The 15371-nt window shown below is 28.1% G+C and carries 19 protein-coding genes; 18 read left to right on the top strand and 1 reads right to left on the bottom strand.

Annotated elements, in window-relative coordinates; genetic code table 11:
* The coding region (locus tag NSA58_RS06810; protein WP_257560318.1) for a hypothetical protein at window positions 1–581 on the bottom strand (581 nt) is incomplete at its 3' end.
* Between the two features lie 149 nt (window positions 582–730).
* Between NSA58_RS06810 and spoIIIAA the strand changes: the two genes are divergently transcribed.
* The 18 genes from spoIIIAA to recN all read left to right on the top strand — a co-directional run bounded on the left by spoIIIAA (window position 731) and on the right by recN (window position 15330).
* On the top strand, window positions 731–1690 hold the full coding sequence (gene spoIIIAA / locus NSA58_RS06805; RefSeq protein WP_039679652.1) for a stage III sporulation protein AA: 960 nt from the start codon (window positions 731–733) through the stop codon (window positions 1688–1690).
* The gene (locus NSA58_RS06800) at window positions 1653–2201 is read left to right on the top strand and encodes a stage III sporulation protein AB (RefSeq protein WP_079764693.1); all 549 of its coding nucleotides are present in this window, start codon (window positions 1653–1655) and stop codon (window positions 2199–2201) included. Before spoIIIAA ends, NSA58_RS06800 begins: the two co-directional genes overlap by 38 nt.
* A gap of 9 nt (window positions 2202–2210) precedes the next feature.
* Window positions 2211–2408: a stage III sporulation protein AC gene (spoIIIAC, locus tag NSA58_RS06795; RefSeq protein WP_018589775.1), complete on the top strand. Its 198-nt coding sequence runs from the start codon at window positions 2211–2213 to the stop codon at window positions 2406–2408.
* Window positions 2409–2432: 24 nt separating this feature from the next.
* Window positions 2433–2807: a stage III sporulation protein AD gene (gene spoIIIAD / locus NSA58_RS06790; RefSeq protein ID WP_242842720.1), complete on the top strand. Its 375-nt coding sequence runs from the start codon at window positions 2433–2435 to the stop codon at window positions 2805–2807.
* Between the two features lie 19 nt (window positions 2808–2826).
* Window positions 2827–4005: a stage III sporulation protein AE gene (gene spoIIIAE / locus NSA58_RS06785; RefSeq protein WP_039679650.1), complete on the top strand. Its 1179-nt coding sequence runs from the start codon at window positions 2827–2829 to the stop codon at window positions 4003–4005.
* 18 nt (window positions 4006–4023) lie between these two features.
* On the top strand, window positions 4024–4581 hold the full coding sequence (locus NSA58_RS06780; RefSeq protein ID WP_039679649.1) for a stage III sporulation protein AF: 558 nt from the start codon (window positions 4024–4026) through the stop codon (window positions 4579–4581).
* Window positions 4582–4597: 16 nt separating this feature from the next.
* Window positions 4598–5152, top strand: a complete 555-nt coding sequence (locus tag NSA58_RS06775; protein ID WP_079764694.1) for a stage III sporulation protein AG — start codon at window positions 4598–4600, stop codon at window positions 5150–5152.
* 20 nt (window positions 5153–5172) lie between these two features.
* Window positions 5173–5859 carry a SpoIIIAH-like family protein gene (locus tag NSA58_RS06770; protein WP_039679648.1) on the top strand — a complete coding sequence of 229 codons (687 nt, stop codon included), beginning with the start codon at window positions 5173–5175 and terminating at the stop codon, window positions 5857–5859.
* Window positions 5860–6010: 151 nt separating this feature from the next.
* A complete protein-coding gene (locus NSA58_RS06765) occupies window positions 6011–6430 on the top strand; it encodes an Asp23/Gls24 family envelope stress response protein (protein WP_039679647.1) in 420 nt (139 codons plus the stop codon).
* Window positions 6431–6511: 81 nt separating this feature from the next.
* A complete protein-coding gene (nusB, locus tag NSA58_RS06760; protein WP_052232973.1) occupies window positions 6512–7054 on the top strand; it encodes a transcription antitermination factor NusB in 543 nt (180 codons plus the stop codon).
* Entirely contained in the window at window positions 7035–8000 is a 966-nt protein-coding gene (locus tag NSA58_RS06755; RefSeq protein ID WP_039679646.1) for a Kae1-like domain-containing protein, read from the top strand. The genes nusB and NSA58_RS06755 overlap by 20 nt, the downstream gene beginning before the upstream one ends.
* A gap of 10 nt (window positions 8001–8010) precedes the next feature.
* Window positions 8011–9216 (top strand): exodeoxyribonuclease VII large subunit, encoded by a 1206-nt coding sequence (gene xseA, locus NSA58_RS06750; protein WP_039679645.1) that lies wholly within the window; start codon window positions 8011–8013, stop codon window positions 9214–9216.
* Window positions 9217–9218: 2 nt separating this feature from the next.
* Window positions 9219–9434, top strand: coding sequence for an exodeoxyribonuclease VII small subunit (gene xseB, locus NSA58_RS06745; protein WP_039679644.1), 216 nt, complete (start codon window positions 9219–9221; stop codon window positions 9432–9434).
* Window positions 9435–10322 carry a polyprenyl synthetase family protein gene (locus NSA58_RS06740; protein ID WP_039679643.1) on the top strand — a complete coding sequence of 296 codons (888 nt, stop codon included), beginning with the start codon at window positions 9435–9437 and terminating at the stop codon, window positions 10320–10322.
* A 9-nt stretch (window positions 10323–10331) separates the two neighbouring features.
* Window positions 10332–10769 carry a divergent PAP2 family protein gene (locus NSA58_RS06735; RefSeq protein ID WP_039679642.1) on the top strand — a complete coding sequence of 146 codons (438 nt, stop codon included), beginning with the start codon at window positions 10332–10334 and terminating at the stop codon, window positions 10767–10769.
* 170 nt (window positions 10770–10939) lie between these two features.
* Complete coding sequence (gene dxs / locus NSA58_RS06730; protein WP_039679641.1) at window positions 10940–12796, top strand: 1-deoxy-D-xylulose-5-phosphate synthase; 1857 nt, start codon at window positions 10940–10942, stop codon at window positions 12794–12796.
* A gap of 16 nt (window positions 12797–12812) precedes the next feature.
* On the top strand, window positions 12813–13625 hold the full coding sequence (locus NSA58_RS06725) for a TlyA family RNA methyltransferase (protein WP_039679640.1): 813 nt from the start codon (window positions 12813–12815) through the stop codon (window positions 13623–13625).
* 25 nt (window positions 13626–13650) lie between these two features.
* Window positions 13651–15330: a DNA repair protein RecN gene (gene recN, locus NSA58_RS06720; RefSeq protein ID WP_039679639.1), complete on the top strand. Its 1680-nt coding sequence runs from the start codon at window positions 13651–13653 to the stop codon at window positions 15328–15330.
* The last annotated feature ends 41 nt before the right edge of the window (window positions 15331–15371 follow it).

The following is a 15371-nucleotide window of genomic DNA, read 5'->3' as shown; positions in this document are numbered from 1 at the left end:
TGCGATGATACAGAAAACATTAAGTAAATAAAGATATAAAAATTAATACTACTCAAATTATTAATACTTAAAAGAGAAAACAATAAGTTTTTACTAAGAGATAATAATAAAAAAACTATACTTTCCATATTTATAGAAGACAAATTTATAAAATAACTATTAATATTAATACTGTCATAAATATTAGGTAGTAATAATTTAAAAGACAAAATTATAAATAAAGTACCAGATATCATAGGTCCAATTCCGATAAAAAAATTTCCGGCCTTTTCATATAAATTTCTATCATTATATCTATGAGATACATATCCAAGGGTTTCTTCGTATTTATATCCTTTAAAATTAAATAATTGAAAATCACTTACTTTATGATGAAATATTAAACACATAATTAAATGTCCGATCTCATGGACTGAAGTACCAATCATACCAGTAAATAAAATCCCTTTATTTCCAAAAGCTGAGTATATATATGAGCTATTTCTTTTCTCTATGAAACTATAAATATATCCAAAACAAAGAAAAACTCCAGCAATTAATAAAGTTATAAAAATACTATATTTTAATGCTAAATAAATCATTTTACCTCCTTAATTTCATTTATTATTATTAAATACTATCATAGCCTCTAAGAATGTCAACAGATTCAAGAGCATAAAAGTTGTTCTAAAAGTAATATTTAATACATTTAATAAATATAAATATTATAAACAAGAGAGGAGGACAAGGGATGAAAATATCTGATGAGATTATTAATTCATTATCTCTTAATTTAAGGGACAAGATTAAAACAATTCAGGGAGAGAATATTGAAGAGATAAGACTTAGAATCAACAAACCTTTGATAATTAACGGAAATCAGAAAGATTATTTTTACAATGAAAAAGCTAAAAAACTAGACAGAAATATGGACAAGGCTTATATAGTAACCAAAGAGGATTTAGACCAAACTTTTCAAATTATATGTAAATACTCTATTCACTCATTTATGGATGACATAAAAAAGGGATTTATAACTTTAAGAGGAGGACATAGAGTAGGGATAGTTGGAAAAACCATAGTGGAAAATGGAAATGTTGAAAATATAAAACATATATCTTCTTTAAATATAAGAATATCCAAGGAAGTTAAAAACTGTTCTGATAAAGTAATGGACCATATTATTAAGAGCTCTACAAAGATAAATAATACCATAATAATTTCTCCACCTCAGTGTGGTAAGACAACTCTTTTAAGAGACATAGTAAGGAATTTAAGTAATGGAACTGAGAAATATAATTTTAGGGGCGTAAATGTTGCGTTAATAGATGAAAGGAATGAAATAGCAGGTTCTTATTTGGGAATACCTCAAATGGATGTGGGAATTAGGACAGACATTATAGAAACGTGCCCAAAAGATGTAGGAATAATGATGGTTTTAAGATCCATGTCACCAAATGTAATAGTAACGGATGAAATAGGTACGGGAAAAGATATAAAAGCTTTATATACGGCTTTAAATGGAGGTGTGGGGCTTATAACAACAGTTCATGGTGATTCCATTGAAGATATAAGAAACAGAAAAGAGTTAAATAATCTATTAGATGAAGAATTGTTTAAAAAGGTTATTTTACTTTCTGCAAAAAGGGGACCAGGTACAGTAGAAAAAATATATGATTTACAAGAAAAGAGATGGTACTTTGCAAATTAAAATATTTTTCATAGGAATTTTAATTGGATCTAGTTATTTAATAGGCGATATTATACATAAATCATTTATTAAAAGACATAAGGAATTAAATGAAGTTATTAGGATATTGGAAATAATCAGAATGGATTTAGCTTTTGGATTATACACACTAGAAGAAATTTTTTATAGAGCTTCTTTAAAAAAAGATTATTGTCTTTGTAATTTTTGTAAGGATATGCAAGAGGATTTAAGCAAAGAAGATGGAAGAACTTTAGAAGAAATGTTAAATAAAAACATTATAAAACTAAAGAAGGAGACGAACTTACAAAACAAGGAAATTGAAGAGTTAAAAAAAATGTTTTTAACTTTGGGACAAAGTGATATAGAGTCACAGCAAAGATTAATAGATTTAACTTGCGAAAATCTAAAAAAACTTACAAGTGATAGTAAAGAAGAAATTTTTAAAAAGGGATCACTTTATAAAAAATTAATAACGTTTATAGGCATTTGTATAGGAATAATTTTAATTTAGGAGGTTAATATGGAAATAGCATTGATATTAAAAGTTGCAGGAATTGGTATCTTAATATCAGTCTTAAATATGATCTTAGAAAAGGTTGATAGAAAGGACTGGGCAACACTTACAACTCTTGTGGGAGTAGTAATTGTTTTAGGACTAGTAATAACAGAAATTAGTGATTTATTTAATACAGTTAGAACAATGTTTCAACTTTACTAAAGAGGAGGAGGTACTTTGGAAGTAATGCAGTTAGTTGGGATTGCAATGGTTTCCACCATACTTTGCTTAGTTATAAGAAAAGATAGACCAGAAATGGCAAATTTTGTAGCCATAACAGCTGGAATAATAATATTATTATCCGTTGTTATGAAGCTTAGTTTTATAGTAGAAGGAATACAGTCCTTAGCCGATAAGGTGAATATTCCAGCTATGTACATAAATTTGATAATTAAGTTGATTGGTATTTGTTATATTATAGAATTTGCTGTTTCTCTTTGTAATGATTGTGGTGAAAAAAACATTGCGACGAAGTTGGAGTTTGGGGGAAAAATAATCATTATGACAATGTCATTCCCTATACTTTTATCCATTGTAGATACCATAATAAATTTAATTTAAATTAGGAGAATGATTTATTATGAAAAACAAAGTTTTAGGTCTTGTTTTAATTATTTTATTCTCTTGTATATCGGTATCATTTGCTCAGGACAAGAACAATGATGAAGAATATGAGGATACTAAAAATAGCATAGATCTATATATAGATAATCAGTTAAGTAAAATAAACATAGATGAAATTGAAAAATACGTAAAAGATGACAATGTAGTAAAAGATACGAATTTAACAACATACATAAAAGATTTAATAAGTGGAAAAGCAAACATATTAGATTTATTTGATAAAGATAAAATAAAAGTAACGATTTTTTCAGAATTAAAAACTAGTATTAAAATTGCAGCCAGTATTTTAGTTTTAGCACTACTATCATCCATAATAAAAAGTTTAGAAAACTCTTTTTCATCATCAAGTATAAGTACAGTGACAAATTACATAGTTTTTATAACCGTAGTAACATTAACTCTTATTAGTTTTAAAGATATATTAGCCTTATGTTATGCAACTATAGAAAATGTTATAGGACTAGTTAATGTAATTATACCAATAATGATTTCACTTTTAGTTTTAGTAGGATTTCCAATCACATCTACAGCTCTAAATCCAATTTTTATTGGAGGTATTGCAGTTATAAATATTGTATTTAAAAAATTTGTATTTGTAGCCATATCTTTAGCATTTGCCATATTAGTAATAAACAACGTAACTAATAATATTAAATTAAATAGGTTGTCAGCTTTTATTAAACAGATAAACATAGTAACTTTAGGGGCTGTATTCACTTTGTACCTTGGGCTAGTATCCATACAAGGTTTATACGTTACATCATTTGATAAATTTACAGTAAAGACAGCAAAGTTTGCTGTTGGAAACTTTATTCCAGTAGTTGGAGGTTTTGTATCAGACTCTGTTGATATATTGCTCTCATCTTCTCAACTTATAAAAAATGTATTTGGTGGAGTAGGACTAGTGATTTTAGTAGGAATATGTTTAATACCAGTAATAAAAATACTGTCAGTGATACTTGTATATAAAGTATGTGCCATAGCTATAGAGCCTATTGGAGAAGATAATATCTCTTCTTTTTTAAATGACGTAGCAAATTTAATGATAATTATTTTAGCTACAATTATTGCCGTTACAATAATGTTTTTCGTAACTATAGCTATATTAACGTCTATAAGTGCAGTAGCGACTTAAGATAAAAGGGAGGGATTTATTATAGCCGGTATAAAAGAATGGTTAATATCAATAATAGTAGGGGCATTTATTATAAATATGGTAGATATGATTTTGCCAAATACTAAAGTAAAGCCATATATTAACTTGGTCTGCAATTTTATCTTTGTATTTATGATAATAAGCCCTTTGGTAAGTTTTTTCTCAAATAATATGTCATTGGAAGATACCATCCTAAAAAAAATGAGCGATTACTCAATGATGTATGTAGATAGTTATAATGATTTAGCAGGAAAAACAAATAATGAAAATTTAAGCAAAGGATATGAAGATGGATTAAAAAGTGTATTACAGCTTAAACTTGATGAGTATGGATATGAATTAGAAGATTTAACAATAAACGGGTCAGAAATTGAAACTATAAAAATAAAAGAAAAAAACAGTAATAATGACAATAATGAGGACATACAATCTAATGACATGCAAGAAGAAGAAGTTTTTAGAAGTAAAAGTGAGCTGAACTTAAAAGAAAGTAAACTAAAAGAAGACTTGATAAAGGTACTAGATATATCCATAGAGGATATAGAAATTGATTAAGAGGAGTTGGAGTAGGTTGAAAAAAATTAACGAAATGTTCAATGATACGGAAAAGAAAAAATTGAAACCATTAATTTTTTTAGCGGTAATTTGTGTATTAGCTCTTATAGTCATATCAGTAATGCCAGATGGAAAAAAAGAGGAAGCAAATGTGAGTACAGACCCGGAAGTTAAAACATCTGCAAGTGAAAAAGAACAGAAAGACTTGGAAAGTAAATTGACACAAATACTAAGTAAAATTAATGGAGCTGGAGATGTAGATGTTATGATTACATTCCAGTCTAGTGAAGAAGTTGTTCCAGCATATAATTCTAATACAACAACAGAAACTACTAAAGAGCAAGATTCTTCTGGAGGGGAAAGAACAACTACAAGTTCAACAGAAAATAAAACAATGATTACATCAAATTCAAACGAACCGGTTATTTTGAAAACATCAGAAGCAGAAATTAAAGGTGTAATAGTAGTAGCAAGTGGAGCTAATGATCAAGCTGTGAAAGAGTTACTATATGATGCAGTTAAAACATCTCTACAAATATCAGGTCATCAAGTAGAGATATATGCCAAATAATAAGGGGTGGAGGATAAAAGATGAAATTTAATTTTAAAAGTAGGGGCTTTCTTGTAGGAGTATTATCAGCTATGTTAATAGCTGTTGGAGTAGTAAATTATCAGTTAAGTAAACAATCAGCGCTTACTGTATCTAAAGAATTTGAGGCTTATGAAGAGGCTCAACAAGATAAAAATACAGATAAATCAAAAACACAAAATAGTGATAAGGACGCAGAAGATAGTAAGGAAACAGCAGAAATAACTATTGTAGATAGTAAAGATAGTGAAAATGACGCTGTTAAAGAAAAGGCAGTAGAAACAAGTAAGGAAATTGAGGAGCAACTAACTTCAAAGGAAAACATGAGCAAGTCTACATATATTCTTGATATGAAAATGACAAGAGAGAAACAAAGAAATGATTTATCAGAAGAGTTAAATGAAATAATAAATAATCCTTCTACTACAGATAAATCAAGAGAAGAAGCATCTAATATGAAACTTAAACTTGTTAAGTATCAAGAAACTGAATTAAAAATAGAAAATTTATTGAGTGCTAAAGGGTTTGAAAATGCTTTAGTATACATAGGGGAAGATAATGTAAATGTTGTAGTTAACAAGCAAGATTTATCTAAGAGTGAAGCAGCAAGAATATTCGATTTAGTTGCAGAACAATCTGGAGTAGCTTACGATCAAATTAAATTAATGAATAGTTATAGTCAAAACTAATTATTTGATTTAAAATTAGTACTTTTAGGTTATAATAATAGATAATCATTAAAACCTCAGAAAATACTGAGGTATTTTCTTGCAAAACTTACTATAATTTGCTATGATAATATATAATTATAAAAACCTTAATACAGGGGGTAACAATCTCATGGAAAATAACAATAATTTAGGGCAAGTTAAAATTTCGAATGATGTTATAGTTACAATAGCTGGATTAGCTGCTTTAGAAGTAGAAGGTGTGGAGACAATAACTTCATTAACAGATAAATTACTTAAAAACAACGGTGTAAAAATCCAAATAGAAGACGGTAAAGTTACTTTAGATGTGGTTATAACAGTTGAATATGGTATGTCAATACCAGATGTATCATCTAAGGTACAAGAAAATGTTAAAAATACAGTTGAAACAATGACTGGTTTAGAAGTTTCTCAAGTAAATATACAAGTTCAAGAAATTAGCTTCAAAAAAGAAAGAGAAGAAAAAGAATTAGCAAAACAAGCTAAGAAAGAAGAAGCTAAATTAGCAAAACAAGCTAAGAAGGAAGAAGCTAGACAAACTACTAAATAAATTAAATAAAGCCCTCTGAAAATCAGAGGGTTTTTTATTGCTTAAGTGGTAAATAATAAGACTGAAGGAGGTTCATTAAGAATGAAAAACGACAATGCAAGCAAAATAAGTTATATTGAAAAAGCAAGAAAAATAACGAGTAGAGAATATTTAATGAAATTAATTTATCAAATAGATATATTAGAAGGTGATTTACAAGATATAAATAGTTATTTTGAAGAATTCTTAAAAAATCACGAAGAATACATAATAAATAGATACGAAGAGCTATTATTACAATATTCAAATGAAAGTTGTGTTGATTTAGAGAACGTAAATATAAACAATGCAATAGATATAGACTACATGAAAAGAGTTTGTAATGAACTAAGTGTACACAGCTATGATATAGAAGAGTTAATAACAAAACATGCCCTAAATTGGTCTCTAAGTAGAATAGCAAAAGTAGACTTAGCAATATTAAAACTTTCAATCTGTGAGATTGTATACATGAACAAAGAAGTACCTGTTAAGGTTTCAATAAACGAAGCTATCGATTTAGCAAAGTTATACTGTGACGATAAATCTCCTAAATTTATAAACGGAATATTAGGAAGTGTTGTTAATGACACAAGGGAACAATAATATCATATTAGGATTTGATACTAGCTGCTATACAACTTCTATAGCAGCTATAACTTTAAATAAAGAAATAATATTAAATGAAAAAATAATATTAAAAGTTAAAAAAGATAATAAAGGTCTAAGGCAAAGTGAAGCAGTTTTTCAACATGTAAATAATATGGGAGAAATGTCACAAGTAATAAATAATAAATTAAAAAATTATAACATTGTAGGTATATGTGCATCAACTAAGCCAAGACCAGTTGATAATTCTTATATGCCTGTTTTTTCTGTGGGTTATAATTTTGCAAAATTATTAAGTAGTGCTAATAGCTGTCCTTTTTATGAAACAACTCATCAAGAAAATCATATAGAATCAAGTCTGTTTAATAATGATTTAGAAAATAAAGAGAGGTTCTTAGCAGTTCATATGTCTGGTGGAACCACAGAAATACTTTTAGTAGAAAAGAAAAATGCTAGCTACAATATAGAAATTGTAGGTGGAAGTTTAGATGTTAGTTTTGGTCAGCTAGTAGATCGCTTAGGAGTAAAATTGAATTATAATTTTCCTTGTGGAAAATATATAGATGAGAATGCTTTAAGATGCAAAGAAAAAATCCAAAATGGTCTTAAGACAAGTGTAAGAGAAGGCTATATGAATTTATCAGGTATAGAAAATCAAATGAACAAAATAATTAATGATTATGATAAAGAGTATCTTAGCAAAATTCTTTTGGATACTTTGGTAAGAAGCATGTATAAATCCTTAACTTACATATGTGAGAAATATGATTTAAGAGAAGTACTTTTTGGAGGAGGAGTATCTGCTAGTAAATATATTAAAAAAGAACTAAGTGAAAAACTAAAAAGAGAAGGGATAAAAGCTTACTTTACAGATAGAGAATATGCAACGGATAATGGTGTAGGTTGTGCTATAATAGGATTAAATCAAATGAAGAATTATTAGGAGTGGATGTATGAAACTTAGAGCTTTAGATATAAGCGAAGCAAATTCATATATAAAAAGAATATTAACCAATGACCCTATTCTTTATAATCTTAGAGTAAAGGGAGAGGTTTCAAACTTTAAGGTTCATAGTAGTGGCAATGTTTATTTATCATTAAAAGATGAAAAGTCAAAATTAAATTGTATTATTTTTAGAAGTAACTATGACAAAAGTTTAAACTTGGATAATGGTGTTAAAATAATTGCCTCAGGATATATTTCTGTATATGAACGAGATGGAGCTTATCAACTTTACATAAATGAAGTGGAAATTGAAGGTATAGGTAATTTATATATTGAGTTTAATAAACTAAAGGAAAAACTAAAAAAAGAAGGATTATTTGATACAAAATATAAAAAGGAAATTCCTAAGATGCCAAAAGCTATAGGTATTGTAACATCACCTACGGGAGCTGTTATAAAAGATATTATAAATGTTACTAAAAGAAGGTTCCCTAAGGTAGATATAAAACTATATCCTGTAAATGTTCAAGGTGAAAGATCAGCTGTGGATATCTGCGAAGGAATTGAATTTTTTAATAAAATGGAGAATGTAGATACCATAATTGTAGGTAGAGGAGGCGGTTCCTTAGAAGAGCTATGGTCTTTTAATGAAGAAATAGTAGCTAGAGAAGTATTTAAATCTAAAATACCTATAATATCTGCAGTGGGTCATGAAACAGACTTTACAATTTGTGACTTTGTATCTGATATGAGAGCTCCGACTCCTTCTGCAGCGGCAGAAATAGCCACACCAGATTTGTCACAAATTTATTATAGACTTGATAATATAAGAAATAGAATGAACAGATCTTTAAACAATCAAGTAATATTAGATAATGAAAAATTGGTAAATACCTTTGATAAAATAAATAATTATATGAAAAACTATATAATAAGAGACAAAGTTATACAGATAGACCAAATTTATGATAAAATAAATTTTAGATTAGAACAAAATTTAGAAACTTCTAAAGAAAAGCTTTCAAAAAAAGCGGCTATACTACATAACCTAAGTCCTCTTGCTACAATAAGTAGAGGATATTCTATTGTTGAAAAGAATAATCAAGTTATTAATTCTATAGAAGAGGTAGATATAAATGAGGATATAAATATAACTTTAAAAGACGGTAGTTTAGAATGTAATATAAATAAAATTAATAGTAAAGAGGTATGATCATGGAACTTACTTATGAAGAAGCTTATGAGAAATTAGAAGATATTTTGATGAAGTTAGAGTCAAAAAATACTAGTTTAGATGATTCATTAAGTTTATACGAAGAAGGAATAAAATTATTTAAACATTGCAATAAATTATTAGAAGATGCAGAACTTAAAATAAGTAAATTTAATAAAATGGGCGTTGAAGAAGATTTTAATGTGGGGGAAGAGTAGATGGAATTTAAAACTGTTTTAAAAGAAAAAATTGATTATATAGAAACACTTTTAAATGAGTATATGCCAAAAGAAGAAGGATATCAACAAACTATTATGAAAGCTATGAACTACAGTTTAAAAGCTGGAGGTAAGAGGCTTAGACCTATATTAACTTTAGAAAGTTGTAAAATAGTTGGAGGCAAAGAAGAAGATGCAATTCCTTTTGCTATGGCTATAGAGATGATACATACTTATTCTTTAATTCATGATGATTTACCAGCACTAGATAATGATGACTTAAGAAGGGGTAAGCCTACAAATCATAAAGTATTTGGTGATGGTATGGCAACTTTAGCTGGAGATGCTCTATTAAACTATGCTTTTGAGGTAATGTTATCTTCATCCATAAATAAAAAAGGCTCAAATAAATATTTGAAGGCTATAAATGAAATTGCAAAACATGCAGGTATTTATGGAATGATTGGTGGTCAAGTTGTAGATGTGGAAAGTGAAAACAAAATTATAGACAAAGATAAATTAGATTTTATTCACTTAAATAAAACTGCAGCTATGATTGTAGGGTGTATGAGAGCTGGTGCCATAATTGGCGGAGCAACAGAAGAAGAATTGGAAAAAGTAACTAAGTATGGGAAAAACATCGGATTATCTTTCCAAATAGTAGATGATATATTAGATATAACAGGAGATGAAGAAAAATTAGGCAAACCTATAGGAAGTGATATTGAAAATCACAAATCAACATATCCTTCATTACTAGGGCTTGAAAAATCAAGGGAGATAGCGAGACAGTTAATAGAAGAAGGAAAATCTAGCATAGATGGATTATCATCAGAAATAGATTTTTTAAATCAATTAGGAGACTATATAATTAGTAGGGATTGTTAAGGAGGCCGCATGGATTTTTTTACACAAGTATTTAACAACCAGATATTATGGACAAGTATATTTGCTTGTTTTTTAGCACAATTTATAAAAATATTTACAGGAAAAGAAAGAGCAGTGGATTTTTCAAGAATATTTATGTCGGGTGGAATGCCGAGTTCACATAGTTCATTTGTTACAAGTTTATCAACGCTAGTTGGTATACACATAGGATTAGACTCAGTTGAATTTGCAGTATGTGTAGTTTTTGCATTAATAGTAATGTATGATGCTTCCGGTGTAAGAAGAGCAGTAGGAAAGCAAGCCGCTATTTTAAATAAAATAGTTGAAGATTTACAAAATAAAAAACATATTGAACATGAAACTTTAAAAGAATTAGTAGGTCATACACCAAAAGAAGTTATATTTGGCGCAATCCTGGGTATAGTGGTTGGAGTACTTATGGCTTAAAATTGAAAAAAAATGTATTATATGATATAATTTTTTTGCTTTATAGGAAATTATAATAAATACATGGAAACTATAAAAATCAAAGTCTTCTATGGAAGGCTTTTTTAATATGAGTAATTTTTAAATATAAAATAAAACTAAATTAAACCATTATAAAGGTGAGGAAAATTATGTGTAATTATTTAAATGAAGTAAATTCTCCAGAAGATATAAAAAAATTAAATACTGCTGAAATGGAAGAATTGGCGGAAGAGATAAGACAGTTTTTAATAAATTCTATTTCAAGAACTGGAGGTCATTTAGCTTCAAATTTAGGAGTAGTTGAGTTGACTTTGGCATTGCACAAAGTTTTCGATAGTCCAAAAGATAAACTAATATGGGATGTGGGACATCAATCTTATGTACATAAAATTATTACAGGACGTAAAGATGAATTCGCAACACTTAGACAACTTAATGGATTAAGTGGATTTCCAAAAGAGAATGAAAGTGAACATGATATATTTGATACGGGACATAGTTCTACATCTATATCGGTAGGTCTTGGAATTGCTTGTGCAAGGGATATAAAACGAGAAGATTTTAATGTAGTATCTGTTATAGGAGATGGATCTATAACAGGAGGTATGGCTTTAGAAGCTATTAATCACCTAGGATATTTAAATAAAAAAATGATAATAATTTTAAATGACAATGAAATGTCTATAGATAAAAATGTGGGTGGAATGTCTAGGTATTTATCAAGTATTATTAGAAATGCTAAAGCAAATCAAGTTAAAGATCAAATAGAAAAAATATTATCTATGACAAAAGCAGGTAACTTTATTTATAAGACAGCAGATAAGGTGAAGGATGGAATTATAAGTAAATTTACTCCACAAGACTGTGACTTATTTGAATCTTTTGGGATTAAATATTATGGACCAATAGATGGTCACAATATTAAAGAACTAATAGATATTTTAAATAAGGCTAAAAATAAAAAAGGTCCTGTTTTATTACATGTTATAACTGAAAAAGGTAAAGGGTATGAGTTTGCAGAGAATGCACCAGATAAATACCATGGTGTATCTAAGTTTAATATAGAACAAGGAATTAAAGCATCTACAAAGGAAAGTATATCTTCTCATGTAGGTAAAAAATTAGTTGAGATGGCAGATAAAGACGATAAAATTGTGGCAATAACTGCGGCAATGCCATCGGGAACAGGTCTAAATACTTTTGGTATATCTTATCCATATAGATATTATGATGTGGGAATAGCAGAACAACATGCAACAACATTTGCGGCAGGTCTTGCTAAGGAAGGTATGAAGCCATATTTTGCAGTATACTCATCTTTCTTACAAAGAGGATATGATCAAGTTATACACGATGTATCTATAACTAAAAAGAATGTTACATTTCTAATTGATAGAGCAGGCCTTGTTGGAAATGACGGAGAAACACATCATGGTGTATTTGATTTAAGTTATTTAAATATTGTGCCAAACTTGACAGTAATGGCACCAAAAGACATAAAAGAATTAGATCTAATGATGGAATTATCTGCAGATATAGATGGTCCTGTGGCTATAAGATATCCTAGAGGTAATTCATATTATATAGATAAAGGCTCTTATGAAAAAATAAAAGTAGGAAGCTATGAAGTATTAGAGGAAGGAAATAATATTTTAGTATTAGCCATTGGTAATATGGTGAAAAAGGCATTAAATGCAAGAGAAATACTTCTTAAAGATGAGATCAATCCTACGATAGTAAATGCAAGATTTTTAAAACCAATGGATGAAGATTTACTACATGAATTATTGAAAAAACACTCTAAAGTTGTGACGATTGAAGATAATGTCATAAATGGCGGATTTGGAAGTAGAATAAATAAATTTGTAATAGATAATAATTATAATGTAAAAGTGGAAAATATAGGTATACCTGATAGATATGTTGAACATGGTAATGTGGATGAACTATTTGAGACAATAGGCCTATCAGATGAACAAATAGCAAATAGAATAAAAAATTTATAATTAAAAGGATAGTATAATGAAAAAAAGAATAGATATTTTACTTGTAGACAAAGGACATTTTGAAAGTAGAGAAAGAGCTAAAAAAGCCATAATGGCAGGCCTTGTATTTGTAGATAATCAAAGATGTGACAAACCAGGGACAGAAGTTAAAGAAGATGCTAATATTTTAGTAAAAGGTAATCCAATTCCTTATGTAAGTAGAGGTGGATTAAAGCTTGAAAAAGCAATGAAATACTTTGGAGTAACTCTTAAAGATAAAGTTTGTATGGATATAGGAGCATCAACAGGAGGATTTACTGATTGTATGCTTCAAAATGGTGCAATAAAAGTATTTTCAATTGATGTAGGTTATGGTCAATTAGCATGGAAATTAAGACAAGATGAGAGAGTTGTATGTATGGAAAGAACTAACATAAGACACGTAACAATTGAAGATACAAAAGAATTTGCAGATTTTGCATCTATAGATGTATCATTTATATCTCTGAAACTTGTTTTACCTAAAGCAAAAGAATTGCTAACTAGAGAAGGTGAAGTAGTAGCATTAATTAAGCCACAATTTGAAGCAGGAAAAGGAAAAGTTGGTAAAAAAGGTGTAGTAAGAGATAAAAACGTCCATATTGAAGTTATAGAAATGATATCAACATTTGCAGTAGATAATGGATTTGCAATTTTAAATCTTGATTATTCGCCAATAAAAGGGCCAGAAGGTAATATAGAATACTTAATTCATTTAAGAAATAATAATGATGACTTTACTTTTGATAAAGAATCTTTTGATAAAAAAATAGTTGAAGTTGTAGAAGAATCTCATAACTTAAATAAATAAAAAGTAATGATAAAGGGGGCATAAAATGATCCTTGAATTATATATGAAAAATTGTGCTTTAGTTGAAGAAAGTAGAATTAACTTAGGCGAAAATCTAAATATACTAACGGGGGAAACTGGTTCTGGAAAATCTATTATAATAGAGGCTCTTGGTCTATGTTTAGGAAATAAATATGATAAGTCTTTTTTAAGAAAAGGTACTGAAAAAGGTATTGCAGAAATTATAGTATCATCTCCAAGTAGTAATTTACAAAATATATTGAATGAATATGACATAGATTTAGAAGACGACGAATTAATTATAACTAGGATTATTTATGCAGATGGAAAAAGTGTAGCCCGAATAAATGGAAGAACTGTTAAAATGTCCATATTAAAAGAAATAGCATTAACATTTATTGATTTACATGGACAGCATCAAAATCAAGCCCTGTTTAATAAAGATACTCATTTAAAATTTTTAGATTTATTTGGAGGAAAAATAATAGAATCACCAAGGGATGAATATAAAAATATTTATGCAGAGTATAACAAAGTAAAAAAGGCACTAAATACATTAAATGAAAATAAAGATGAAAAAGAAATTCAAAGAGAAATAGATTTACTAAAATTTCAGATTAATGAGATTGAGGCGGCTGCATTAAGCAAAGAAGAGTATGAAGATTTATTAAAGCAACGAGAAATCTATAGAAATAGTGAAAAAATATATAATAATCTTAACTTAAGTTATGAAAAGCTTCATGATGGAAGTATTAATGCTGTAGATTTAATAGGTATGGCATCCAATGAATTAAGTGAAATAAGTAAATACGATGAGACACTAAGTGAGTATAGTGGAACTATAGAAAGAATAATGTATGAGCTTCAAGATACTTGCAGAGATCTTAGAAATTATAAAGAAAATATTGACTTTGAGCCTTATGAACTTGAACAAATTGAAGTAAGAGTAGATGAAATAAATAATTTAAGAAGAAAATATGGTGAGACTATAGAAGATATTTTAAATTATAAGGATAAAATTTCATTTAGATTAGAAGAAATAATAAATAGAGATGAAATGGCAGAAAGTCTAAAAAGTAAGTTAGTAGAACTAGAAGAAGAGTTAAGTAAAAAGGCTTTATCTCTTACAAAAGTAAGACAAGAAGCTGCCATAAATTTACAAAAAGCCATATTGAGTGAATTGAAATCCCTAGATATGAAGGGAGTTAGTTTTAAAGTCAATTTCACTGAAGCTAATTATTCACAAAATGGAAATAGCGAAGTAGAATTTATGATATCATTTAACTTAGGTGAAGACTTAAAGCCAATTTATAAAGTTGCATCAGGAGGAGAAATGTCTAGATTCATGCTGGCATTTAAAACAATACTTGCAGATATAGATGAAATAGATACTATAGTATTTGACGAAATAGATGCAGGTATAAGTGGTATTGCAGCTCAAGTTGTAGGAGATAAATTACATAATATTGCAAAGAAAAAACAAATACTATGTATAACACATTTACCTCAAATAGCAGCCAATGCAGATACACATTTCTGCATATCAAAAAATAGTGATGGAAATAGAACTTATACTACTATTAAAAAGTTAAAAGACGAAGAAAGTATAAATGAAATAGCTAGACTTATTGCTGGTAGCAATATAACTGATACAACTATTGAACATGCTAGAGAAATTGTTAATTTAACAAAAGAGAATCATTAAACTAATAATAAAATAATTAAATATTGTTAATAAAAAGAATA

The sequence above is a fragment of the Terrisporobacter muris genome (assembly GCF_024621905.1).
Classification (GTDB): Bacteria; Bacillota; Clostridia; order Peptostreptococcales; family Peptostreptococcaceae; genus Terrisporobacter; species Terrisporobacter muris.
Note: the sequence above shows the minus strand (reverse complement) of the source record. Positions and strands in the feature narration are given on the sequence as shown.